This window comes from Enterobacteriaceae bacterium ESL0689, assembly GCA_029433525.1.
In the GTDB taxonomy this organism is placed as follows: domain Bacteria; phylum Pseudomonadota; class Gammaproteobacteria; order Enterobacterales; family Enterobacteriaceae; genus JAQTIF01.
On the sequence record JAQTIF010000001.1, the window covers coordinates 570671 to 581851 of the forward strand.

General features: G+C 50.1%; 11 protein-coding genes and 1 pseudogene. 9 read left to right on the plus strand and 3 right to left on the minus strand.

Annotation, left to right across the window (positions count from 1 at the left end; genetic code table 11):
• Positions 1 to 28: 28 nt before the first annotated feature.
• The 9 genes from cheW (at position 29) to PT300_02835 (ending at position 9419) form a co-directional block, all read left to right on the plus strand.
• Positions 29 to 529, plus strand: a complete 501-nt coding sequence (gene cheW / locus PT300_02795) for a chemotaxis protein CheW (GenBank protein ID MDF7679591.1) — start codon at positions 29 to 31, stop codon at positions 527 to 529.
• A gap of 151 nt (positions 530 to 680) precedes the next feature.
• The gene (locus PT300_02800) at positions 681 to 2378 is read left to right on the plus strand and encodes a methyl-accepting chemotaxis protein (protein ID MDF7679592.1); all 1698 of its coding nucleotides are present in this window, start codon (positions 681 to 683) and stop codon (positions 2376 to 2378) included.
• Positions 2379 to 2530: 152 nt separating this feature from the next.
• On the plus strand, positions 2531 to 3403 hold the full coding sequence (gene cheR, locus PT300_02805; GenBank protein ID MDF7679593.1) for a protein-glutamate O-methyltransferase CheR: 873 nt from the start codon (positions 2531 to 2533) through the stop codon (positions 3401 to 3403).
• A complete protein-coding gene (locus PT300_02810; protein MDF7679594.1) occupies positions 3403 to 4452 on the plus strand; it encodes a chemotaxis response regulator protein-glutamate methylesterase in 1050 nt (349 codons plus the stop codon). The genes cheR and PT300_02810 overlap by 1 nt, the downstream gene beginning before the upstream one ends.
• Positions 4453 to 4553: 101 nt before the next feature.
• The gene (gene cheY / locus PT300_02815; protein ID MDF7679595.1) at positions 4554 to 4943 is read left to right on the plus strand and encodes a chemotaxis response regulator CheY; all 390 of its coding nucleotides are present in this window, start codon (positions 4554 to 4556) and stop codon (positions 4941 to 4943) included.
• Between the two features lie 25 nt (positions 4944 to 4968).
• A complete protein-coding gene (gene cheZ, locus PT300_02820) occupies positions 4969 to 5613 on the plus strand; it encodes a protein phosphatase CheZ (GenBank protein ID MDF7679596.1) in 645 nt (214 codons plus the stop codon).
• 178 nt (positions 5614 to 5791) lie between these two features.
• Positions 5792 to 6925 (plus strand): flagellar biosynthesis protein FlhB, encoded by a 1134-nt coding sequence (gene flhB, locus PT300_02825; GenBank protein ID MDF7679597.1) that lies wholly within the window; start codon positions 5792 to 5794, stop codon positions 6923 to 6925.
• 5 nt (positions 6926 to 6930) lie between these two features.
• Positions 6931 to 9012 (plus strand): flagellar biosynthesis protein FlhA, encoded by a 2082-nt coding sequence (flhA, locus tag PT300_02830; protein ID MDF7679598.1) that lies wholly within the window; start codon positions 6931 to 6933, stop codon positions 9010 to 9012.
• Between the two features lie 2 nt (positions 9013 to 9014).
• Positions 9015 to 9419, plus strand: coding sequence for a flagellar protein FlhE (locus PT300_02835; protein MDF7679599.1), 405 nt, complete (start codon positions 9015 to 9017; stop codon positions 9417 to 9419).
• An 80-nt stretch (positions 9420 to 9499) separates the two neighbouring features.
• On the opposite strand, the pseudogene PT300_02840 reads toward PT300_02835, so the two are convergent.
• The 3 genes and pseudogenes from PT300_02840 to livF form a co-directional block, all read right to left on the minus strand.
• A pseudogene (locus PT300_02840) lies at positions 9500 to 9804 on the minus strand (transposase).
• 428 nt (positions 9805 to 10232) lie between these two features.
• Complete coding sequence (locus PT300_02845) at positions 10233 to 10439, minus strand: hypothetical protein (protein ID MDF7679600.1); 207 nt, start codon at positions 10437 to 10439, stop codon at positions 10233 to 10235.
• 26 nt (positions 10440 to 10465) lie between these two features.
• A complete protein-coding gene (gene livF, locus PT300_02850; GenBank protein MDF7679601.1) occupies positions 10466 to 11179 on the minus strand; it encodes a high-affinity branched-chain amino acid ABC transporter ATP-binding protein LivF in 714 nt (237 codons plus the stop codon).
• Positions 11180 to 11181 lie beyond the last annotated feature (2 nt).

Below are 11181 nucleotides of genomic sequence, written 5' to 3' on the forward strand. Positions count from 1 at the left end.
AACCCTTTGACGAAAACAGGTGTAGAAAATGGCAGGATTAGCAGCCGTCAGTAACTTAGCTGACGAAACAGTAGGTCAGGAGTTTTTAATTTTTACCCTTGGTGATGCAGAGTACGGTATCGATATTCTGAAGGTGCAGGAAATTCGTGGTTATGATCAGGTGACCCATATTGCCAATACACCGGATTTTATTAAGGGCGTCACCAACCTCCGTGGTGTGATTGTTCCGATCGTTGATCTGCGGGTGAAATTTGAACAGGAAGGCGTGACTTACAACGAAAATACTGTGGTCATCGTCCTTAATCTGGAACACCGTGTGGTTGGTATCGTCGTGGATGGTGTTTCAGATGTCCTGTCACTGACCGCCGACCAAATCCGTCCGGCGCCTGAATTTGGGGTGAAGATGTCGACAGAATATCTCACCGGACTGGGTTCGATAAATGACCGGATGCTGATTCTGGTTGATATAGAAAAACTACTGAGTAGTGAAGAAATGGCGTTGGTCGATAATATTGCCAAAAGTAGCTGATAAAGCAGGGGGCAACATCTGGAGCCCCTGATACTGCGGGACGCAGTGAAATATTGTCCTTCTCAGCCATAAAGTTCCTTTCGATTTCGCCGATAAAATTTACAGTCACATACAAACAGCCTGTCAGATCAGGTTTCCAGGAAGGGGAAATATGTTTAAGCGTATTAAAATTGTGACCAGCCTGATGCTGGTATTAATATTATTCAGTGTGTTGCAACTTATATCTGGAGGCCTTTTTTACTCGGCATTGAAAACAGACAAGGAAAATTTTGATGTATTGCAGACTATTCGTAAGCAACAATTATTATTAAGCGAAAGTCGCGATTTCTTTGTCAGCGCCTTCAATAATATGAATCGTGCAGCGGTTCGCTATATGATGGATGTTCAGTCTAACGGCACAGGGGATGCCAGCGATGAGCTGCTGAATAAAGCACGGGAAAAACTGCAGGTTGTTGAAAAGAATTTTGCGGCCTATGAAAAAATCCCCCTCGAATCCCATCAAAGTCAGCAAATAGCCGACAAACTTAAGCAGAAATATAATGCGTTATATAATGAGATGTCTGCACTTATCCAGCTAATGGATGATAATAAAATTAACGAATTTTATCAGCGCCCGGTCCAGAAATATCTGGAAGATTACGATGCGGTGTATAAAGACTATCTCGCACAGCATCTTGAGTTATATAAAGAAGCGGTCGACTCGAATGAAAGATCCTATGCTCTGTCGATCGGTATACTGATTACCATCCTTATTCTGATACCGCTAACTAATGTTGTCTCATGGGTCGGTATTCATCAGATTATGGTACAACCGCTAAATAGTATGATTGAACATATTAAGCGGATTGCTTCCGGTGATTTAACCCAACATATTGCTGAAACACGTGGCAGCGAAATGGGGATACTGGCTGATAGCCTGAGACACATGCAGAAGGAACTGATCGAAACCGTCAGTGTGGTACGCCAGGGTGCCGATGCCATCTATAGCGGTACGACTGAAATTGCCTCGGGTAATAACGATCTCTCCTCCCGTACTGAAACCCAAGCTTCTTCTCTGGAAGAGACCGCTGCGAGTATGGAAGAGTTAACCTCAACTGTTAAACAGAATGCGGAAAATGCCCGTCAGGCTAGCCAGCTGGCACTCAGTGCTTCTGAAACAGCACAGAAAGGCGGCAAAGTGGTCGCTGATGTGGTACAAACCATGCATGATATCGCGGGAAGTTCACAGAAAATCTCTGATATCACGGGTGTTATCGATAGTATCGCTTTCCAGACCAATATTCTGGCATTGAATGCTGCGGTGGAAGCCGCCCGTGCTGGTGAACAGGGTCGTGGCTTTGCGGTGGTGGCTGGTGAAGTTCGTAACCTGGCACAACGCAGTGCACAGGCAGCGAAAGAGATCAAAGCCCTGATTGAAGATTCTGTGCATCGTGTCGATATGGGGTCAACCCTGGTAGAAACAGCCGGTAATACGATGGGTGATATCGTCAATGCGGTAACCCGAGTCACAGATATCATGGGTGAAATTGCTTCCGCATCAGATGAACAGAGCCGTGGTATCGACCAGGTGGGCCAGGCCGTGGTGGAAATGGACCGTGTGACGCAACAAAATGCTGCATTGGTTGAAGAATCTGCCGCCGCCGCCGCCGCGCTGGAAGAGCAGGCAAGCCTGTTAAGTAAATCAGTATCGGTATTCCAGATCAAAGAGGAAAAAAGCAGTGTGGCAGGCACGACCGCAGCCTATAAACCGACCGCAGTGAAAGTCAAAACGCCTGCTGTCGCGAAGGTGAAAAAAGATGCCAAAGCGAAAACAGCCACCACAGCAAAAGATGACTGGGAGACGTTCTGAGTAACACAGGTAACCGCCTTGTCGGCGGTTACCTTTTCGTAGATAACAGGTCGAAACGGGCTACAGGCATGTCATCTGGCAGACGGTAGCTTTGTTGCGTCGGGGAATAGCAATAATAACGCAGTTTTATCTGTGGTTAAGGGGACTTCAGTTTGTCAAGCCACAAAGACAGCCATGACGCTAAATCACTGTTAGAGAAAATGGAGAGCAATTTACCACTGTCAGATGCCCATTTTCGCCGCATTAGCCAGTTGATTTATCAGCACGCAGGCATTGTATTGGCTGCCAACAAACGTGAGATGGTATACAACCGTCTGATGCGTCGCCTGCGGCGGTTGGGAATAAATGATTTTGGTGAATATCTGGCAATACTGGAAGGGAATCCGCAAAGTGATGAATGGCAGGAGTTTATTAATGCTCTGACCACCAATCTGACGGCTTTTTTCCGTGAAATGCACCATTTTCCAATCCTTGCACAGCATGCAAAATCACGATCTGCGGGTTACCGTGTATGGAGTACCGCCGCGTCGACAGGTGAAGAGCCTTACTCCATCGCCATGACGCTGAGCGATGCGTTAGGCCCAACCGTCACCAGCTGGCAAGTGGTAGCCAGTGATATTGACAGCCATGTTTTACACAAGGCGGAGACCGGTGTTTATCGTCTTGAGGATTTGCGTGCTTTAACACCGGCTCAGATGCAGCACTACTTCTTACGCGGCGTTGGGCCAAATAATAAAGGCAAAGTCCGTATACGTCATGAGTTAGCGGAAAAAGTGCATTTTCAACTGCTGAATCTGTTATCTGCGGAGTGGGATATCGACGGGCCGTTTGACGCAATATTTTGCCGCAACATAATGATTTATTTCGATAAGCCAACACAGGAGACCATTTTGCGCCGTTTTGTCCCCTTACTAAAACCAGGGGGATTGTTGTTTGCCGGGCATTCAGAAAATTTCAGCCAGATTAGTAAGGATTTCTACCTACGCGGGCATACGGTGTATGGGCTGACCAAGGAGAAGAAATAATGAGTAAAATAAAAGTATTATGTGTAGATGATTCGGCCCTGATGCGTCAGATAATGACGGAAATCATCAATGAACATGACGATATGGAGATGGTGGCTACCGCCCCTGACCCACTGGTTGCGCGTGATCTGATAAAAAAATTTAATCCCCATGTTCTGACACTGGATGTCGAAATGCCACGCATGGATGGCCTTGATTTTCTTGAAAAACTGATGCGCCTGCGGCCGATGCCTGTGGTCATGGTATCCTCACTGACTGACCGGGGATCGGAAATTACCCTGCGTGCGCTGGAATTGGGAGCGGTGGATTTTGTCACCAAACCGCACTTAGGTTTGCGTGATGGCATGATGGCATACAGTGAAATTATTGCTGATAAGATCCGGGCTGCCGCTGTGGCGCGACTGAACACACACTCTGGCAGTGCCGCGCCGAAAATGCTGAAATGTGGGCCGTTGCTCAGTAGTGAAAAATTAATCGCGATTGGCTCTTCTACCGGTGGCACGGAAGCTCTGCGCGAAGTGTTACTGCCCTTACCACTGACCAGCCCGGCGCTGGTGATCACCCAACACATGCCCCCCGGATTTACACGATCTTTTGCTGATCGCCTCAATAAACTCTGTCAGATCACGGTCAAAGAGGGAGAGGATGGAGAGCGTGTCTTACCCGGCCATGCCTATATTGCCCCCGGTGGTCACCATATGGAGCTGGCACGTAACGGGGCGAACTATCAGGTGAAATTGCATGATGGCCCAACCGAGCATCATCAGCGCCCGGCCGTTGATGTCCTGTTCCGTTCGGTCGCCAAAAACGCCGGACGCAATGCCGTCGGGGTGATCCTGACCGGAATGGGTAACGATGGCGCAACCGGCATGCTGGATATGCACAATGCCGGCGCATGGACGATCGCACAAAGTGAAGCGACTTGTGTGGTATTCGGCATGCCGCGTGAAGCAATTGCAGCCGGTGGCGTCAGTGAAGTCGTCGATTTAAATGAAATCAGTCAACGGATGTTGGCGAAAATTGCTGGCGGCCAGGCACTACGTATTTAAAGGAATATCGTCAGATTTTCTGGCGAAATAAAGCGATTGTTGCAGTATGGCAGTCGTTAACTTTATCTCCTTCATTGTGTTTAGATATTTCAGGAGTAGTCATGGCTGATAAGAATCTCAGATTTCTGGTGGTGGACGACTTTTCCACCATGCGACGTATCGTCAGAAATTTGCTCAAGGAACTCGGCTTTAACAACGTTGAAGAAGCAGAAGATGGCGTCGATGCGCTGAATAAGTTACGAGAAAACGGTTTTGATTTTGTCATCTCTGACTGGAACATGCCGAATATGGATGGCCTTGAACTGCTAAAAACAATTCGTGCTGATAGTGGCCTGAAAGCTACCCCTGTACTGATGGTGACAGCAGAAGCCAAAAAAGAAAACATCATCGCTGCGGCTCAGGCTGGTGCAAGTGGTTATGTCGTGAAGCCTTTTACAGCAGCAATACTGGAAGAAAAGCTCAACAAGATTTTCGAAAAATTGGGCATGTAAGGACATGTAAGGAAAGGAGAGGGTGATGAGTGAGAAGCCTATGCCTCCCAGCAATTCTGCCATTACCGGTGATATTATCTCCCGTATTGGTCAGCTTACCCGCATGCTGCGTGATAGTATGCGGGAGCTGGGGCTCGATCAAGCAATAGCTCAGGCAGCGGAAGCCATACCTGATGCACGTGATCGCCTCGACTATGTTGTCACGATGACAGCACAGGCAGCAGATCGGGCATTGAGTTGTGTCGAAGCCGCGCAACCGCATCAGGCCAAACTGGAGTCAGGCGCCAACGAATTAAAAGCACGTTGGGATCAGTGGTTTGCTAATCCGATTGAGCTGACTGATGCAAAAGTTCTGGTAAATGACACCCGACAGTATCTGGAAGAGGTGCCGAGTCATACTTCCTTTACCAATACGCAGTTAATGGAAATCATGATGGCTCAGGATTTTCAGGACTTAACGGGTCAGGTTATCAAACGAATGATGGTTGTCATTCAGGAGATAGAGAAACAGCTACTGATGGTATTGATGGAAAATATGCCTGAACAACCAGTGAAAGAGAAAAAACCGGAAAACAGCCTGCTTAATGGACCACAGCTTGATAAAAATGGTGCAGGTGTCATTGCTGACCAGGCACAGGTTGATGATTTACTCGATAGTCTGGGCTTCTGATATATTCGATTTTTTACTGTGTTAATCCGCTCAGGGCGTGGATCGTCACGCCCTGATCCTGCCGCTAAGTTATCTGTTAAATAACGGATACTTTTCATTGTTTTTTGCCTCATGAACAGGCCATTTTTTTGGCATTCTGTCAGCGACTATTGACTTTCCCGATACAGGAACGGCGCACTTGGCTGAAGACAGCGATCTGGAAAAAAGCGAAGCTCCTACCCCCCATCGAATAGAAAAAGCACGGGAAGAGGGACAGATCCCCCGTTCGCGTGAGCTGACATCGGTGTTAATGCTGTCTGCCGGGCTGGTGATCATGCTGATGTATGGCGGTCATCTGGCACAGCACCTGGCACAAATGGTGATACAGGGGCTCCATTTTGACCACGGCATGATCCATGACGACAAACAACTTGTCCTGCGCTTTGGCATGTTGTTACGCCAGGTGGTCTGGGCATTATTGCCGATCATGGCCGGGTTGGTGCTGGTCGCTCTCATTGCCCCGACCCTGTTAGGGGGGATATTGCTGAGTAGTAAGTCGCTCAAATGTGATCTGAAACGCCTTAACCCGCTCTCCGGGTTAAAACGTATCTTCTCGACTCAGGCGCTGGCCGAATTACTGAAAGGGGGATTGAAGGTCACACTGGTCGGCTCGGTGACGGCACTCTTTCTGTCGCATAACTGGGATGACATCCTGTATCTGATGACCCAGCCACCGCGTGAGGCATTAGGTCATGCCCTGCACCTTACCCTGCGCTGTGGCTTGCTGGTGGTACTGGGGCTGATACCGATGGTGGCCTTTGATGTCTTCTGGCAGCTATGGAGTCATTTCAAGAAGCTAAAAATGACCAAACAGGACATCCGCGATGAATTTAAGCAGCAGGAGGGCGACCCCCATATAAAAGGTCGTATCCGTCAGCAACAGCGGGCGATCGCTCAGCGGCGAATGATGGCTGATGTCCCGAAAGCGGACGTTATCGTCACTAACCCCACTCATTACGCCGTGGCTTTACAATACAATGAAAAAATGAATGCGCCAAAAGTGCTGGCGAAAGGGGCGGGAGAAGTTGCCCTGCGTATTCGTGAACTGGGTGAACAGCACAAAATCCCGATGCTCGAAGCGCCCCCGCTGGCTCGGGCACTGTATCGGCATAGCGAGCCGGGACAATATATCCCGACGCCCCTTTACGCGGCGGTTGCTGAAGTCCTGGCCTGGGTCTATCAGCTACGACGCTGGCGACGTGAAGGGGGGCTGATTCCGAAAAAACCTGAACATTTACCGGTGCCGGAAGCACTGGATTTTGCGAGAGAATAATAGTGATGTCTAATTTGGCCTCCCTGCTTCGTTTACCGGCTAATTTGAAAAATACGCACTGGCAGGTGCTGGCTGGCCCGATTCTGATCCTGCTGATCCTGTCGATGATGGTACTACCCTTACCGGCTTTCATCCTCGATTTGCTATTTACCTTCAATATCGCCCTGTCGATCATGGTATTGCTGGTGGCGATGTTCACTCAGCGCACCCTCGACTTCGCCGCATTTCCGACCATTTTGCTGTTCTCGACCCTGCTACGTCTGTCACTGAATGTGGCCTCAACCCGTATCATCCTGCTGGAAGGACATACCGGTGCCGCCGCTGCCGGACGAGTCGTCGAAGCGTTTGGTCACTTCCTCGTCGGCGGCAATTTCGCGATTGGTATCGTGGTGTTTATTATTCTGGTGCTGATTAACTTTATGGTTATCACTAAAGGGGCCGGGCGTATAGCGGAAGTTGGCGCACGCTTTGTCCTCGACGGTATGCCAGGAAAACAGATGGCGATCGACGCCGATCTTAATGCTGGCATTATCGGCGAAGAGGAAGCGAAAAAGCGCCGTGCTGAAGTGACCCAGGAAGCCGATTTTTATGGCTCGATGGACGGTGCCAGTAAATTTGTTCGGGGTGATGCTATCGCGGGCCTGATGATCATGGTACTGAATGTGGTCGGTGGTCTGTTAGTGGGCGTGATCCAGCATGGTATGGAACTGGGGGCTGCGGCAGAAAGCTACACCCTGCTGACGATTGGTGATGGTCTGGTCGCGCAAATTCCAGCGCTGGTTATCTCGACGGCCGCCGGTGTTATCGTCACCCGGGTCGCCACCGATCAGGATGTTGGCGAGCAGATGGTCGGCCAGTTATTTAATAATCCGCGCGTCATGCTGTTAAGTGCCGGTGTCCTCGGCTTACTGGGGCTGGTGCCAGGGATGCCAAACCTGGTATTTCTGTTATTTACGGCGGCCTTACTGGGACTGACCTGGTGGTTGCGTGGCCGGGAAATACAACAACCACAAAGCGTCATGGATGAACCCGTAAGCCAGGCGAGCCCGCCGGTCAGTGAAGCCAGCTGGGCGGACGTACAACTGGAAGACTCGCTGGGCATGGAGGTCGGTTACCGCCTGATTCCGATGGTCGACTACCAGCAAAATGGCGAGCTACTTGGCCGTATTCGTGGTATCCGTAAAAAATTTGCTCAGGAGATGGGATTCTTACCCCCCGTCGTCCATATTCGTGACAACCTCGAATTACCTCCGGCCAGCTACCGTATTTTAATGAAAGGGGTAGAAATCGGTCAGGGTGAAGCGCAGCCGGGCCGCTGGCTGGCGATTAATCCGGGTAATGCGGTCGGTGAGCTGAGCGGTGATAAAAGTGTCGATCCGGCGTTTGGTCTCGAGGCGGTATGGATTGATAGCGCACTGCGCGAACAGGCGCAAACTCAGGGATACACCGTGGTGGAGGCCAGTACCGTGGTGGCGACACATCTTAACCACCTGATCAGTCAATTTGCCAGTGAACTTTTCGGCCGCCAGGAGGCGCAGCAATTGCTGGATCGCGTATCTCAGGAGATGCCGAAACTGACGGAAGATTTTGTGCCGGGAGTTGTGACGCTGACCACGCTGCATAAAGTGCTGCAAAATCTCCTCGCGGAACATGTCTCGATTCGCGATATGCGCTCAATTATCGAAACGCTGGCGGAACACGCGCCCACCCAGAACGACCCGTATGAATTAACGGCGATGGTACGTATCTCGCTCGGACGGGCTATTACCCAGCAATGGTTCCCTGGCAATGGTGAAATACAGGCGATTGGCCTTGAAAGTCAACTGGAGCGGTTACTGTTGCAGGCGCTGCAAAGTGGCGGTGGCCTCGAACCACAACTGGCTGACAAACTGCTGGCGCAGGCGAAACAAGCGTTGCAGCATCAGGAGATGATCAGCGCGCCACAGGTCTTACTGGTTAATCACGCATTACGGCCGTTACTGGCGCGCTTCTTACGGCGCAGCCTGCCCCAGTTAGCGGTACTGTCAAATCTGGAACTCAACAATGATCGTCAGATCCGCATTACCGCAACCATTGGTGGAGAGTAATCATGAAACATTATCTGCTCTTACTGTGCCTGCTGGTGCCATCCGTCACCTGCGCGGTCTCTGGATCGTGGATGGCCGACGGACCTGGTGTCATCTTATCGCGGGCGGGAAGCCGGGATGCCTCCCAGCCACTTAAGGCACCTGGTTCGCTACCCGATGCCGATGCGCGTATTACCACCGTCAGTTGGGTTTATCGCTCACTGACCCCCGCGCCGATGAATTTACAGGTACGTCTTTGTACTCCGCATCGCTGTATTCCGCTCCCGACGGCGCGTGGTAGCAGCGATGAACTGCGAGGCGCGCCTGCCAGTGCGACACTGCGTTTTGTCTACGCGCTCCCGGCCAGCGAAAAAATCAATCTGCCATGGCAGGTGATTAGCAATCAGGTGATTGTCAATTATCAATAACCGGCGGTTGATTTGTCAGTCTGATCCGAGACCCGGCAGCGATGAATATTGCGTTGTTTATCACGCTAAACATGCAAAATTTGACGGGGGTTTCGCTCATCAACACGGCGGCCTGCTTTAGTATTTCTTTCTCCATTTCCAGGCGTTGTATCCGCTTTCTGAGCGCCTGGATTTCACGTTGTTCTGCAGTCAGGGCAGGATTATCGGGGGTTATTCCGCTGACTTCCGCTTTGTACTGGCGTATCCATTTACGCAATGTGCCGGGTTCAATCTCCAGAGCGCGAGCCACCGCCGTAGTGGTCTGTTGATATTTAACCACCTGTTCAATAGCCTCCAGCTTAAACTCTGGAGAAAAATAACGTTGAGTTTTTTTGGGTTGAGTCATGATCAATTACCTCAATTTCTGTTGTTACATTAACAGGCTATTGAGGTGTCCGGAATAACTGATCCACTACAGTCAGTATGAAGAACAAAAGTGGAGGGCTGGACCGGTGTCCTGATTTTGTGATCCACTACACTTTCAGGTAAGCGCTATCGTCGCTACAGCTTTCAGTCTTAATGGCCGCCTGTTGATTATCCAGTGACCCTCAGTGCTTATCAGGTCGTGCTGCTTGCAGAGAGGAAAAAAGCGAAAAAAAAGCCAGCACCGGGCTGGCTAAGTAATACTGGAAGCAATGTGAGCAATGTCGTGTCTCAGGTCTCCCTGAGGACATGACAATAATAATCATTCTCATTCATATTTGTCCACTTCTTTTTTCTTCTATTTGATCGATCGTGTCATTTTATCCTGTAACGCGATGAATATTTGAGTAGTCACCTTGTTAGTCCGCGCAGATAACAGGACGAAAAGTGATAAAAAAAGACGCTATCGGTTGAGAAAGTGGCTGAGATCAGCGCAGTATTGATTTGCTTAACCAGCGCGTATCCCCCGGTGGTGATACGCACTGGTGATTTTGACGCATCGCTGTATTTGAGCAGCATTTGCTGCCAGTCGGTTATCCCATCGTGACGATAAACCATGCAGCAAAACAGAAGGCGGACACAGCTTATCCGCCGAGATAGGCGTTACGTACCGCTTCATTAGCCAACAAGGCCTCGCCGCTGTCTTCCAGCACGACGTGACCGTTTTCCAGCACATAGCCGCGATCTGCCAGCTTCAGCGCCTGATTGGCGTTCTGTTCCACAAGGAATATCGTCATTCCCTGATCGCGCAGATGTTCGATAGTGTCAAAAATCTGCTGGATGATGATGGGTGCCAGCCCCAGCGAGGGTTCGTCAAGCAGTAAAAGACGTGGCTGACTCATCAACGCGCGGCCAATCGCCAGCATCTGTTGCTCACCACCCGACATCGTGCCCGCGCGCTGATGACAGCGCTCAAGCAGGCGCGGAAACAAGCTATAGACCTGTTTAATACGCTGCTGGAACTGTGTGTTATCAGCAAAAAAACCGCCCATCGCCAGGTTTTCTTCCACGGTCATCCGCGAAAAGACCCGGCGTCCTTCCGGGACAATCGCTACCGCTTCACGCATAATTTTCGCCGTTTGCCAGTGGGTAATATCTTTACCGTCAAAAATAATACTCCCGGCAGACGCCGCTGGCTCGCCGCACAGCGTGCCCAGTAAGGTGGTTTTTCCAGCACCGTTTGCGCCAATCAGCGTGACTATCTCACCCTGATTAATAGACAAACTCACCTGATGCAGTGCCTGAATTTTACCGTAGTGCGCACTGACATTATTAAAAGATAACATCGCTTTTGTCATTA

Bases quoted from the DNA above. Each gene is read 5' to 3' on its own strand.
- cheW (MDF7679591.1), top strand. From the start codon at position 29: ATGGCAGGATTAGCAGCCGTCAGTAACTTAGCTGACGAAACAGTAGGT.
- PT300_02800 (MDF7679592.1), top strand. From the start codon at position 681: ATGTTTAAGCGTATTAAAATTGTGACCAGCCTGATGCTGGTATTAATA.
- PT300_02810 (MDF7679594.1), top strand. From the start codon at position 3,403: ATGAGTAAAATAAAAGTATTATGTGTAGATGATTCGGCCCTGATGCGT.
- cheY (MDF7679595.1), top strand. From the start codon at position 4,554: ATGGCTGATAAGAATCTCAGATTTCTGGTGGTGGACGACTTTTCCACC.
- cheZ (MDF7679596.1), top strand. From the start codon at position 4,969: ATGAGTGAGAAGCCTATGCCTCCCAGCAATTCTGCCATTACCGGTGAT.
- flhA (MDF7679598.1), top strand. From the start codon at position 6,931: ATGTCTAATTTGGCCTCCCTGCTTCGTTTACCGGCTAATTTGAAAAAT.
- PT300_02835 (MDF7679599.1), top strand. From the start codon at position 9,015: ATGAAACATTATCTGCTCTTACTGTGCCTGCTGGTGCCATCCGTCACC.
- PT300_02845 (MDF7679600.1), bottom strand. From the start codon at position 10,439: ATGGTTTATCGTCACGATGGGATAACCGACTGGCAGCAAATGCTGCTC.
- livF (MDF7679601.1), bottom strand. From the start codon at position 11,179: ATGACAAAAGCGATGTTATCTTTTAATAATGTCAGTGCGCACTACGGT.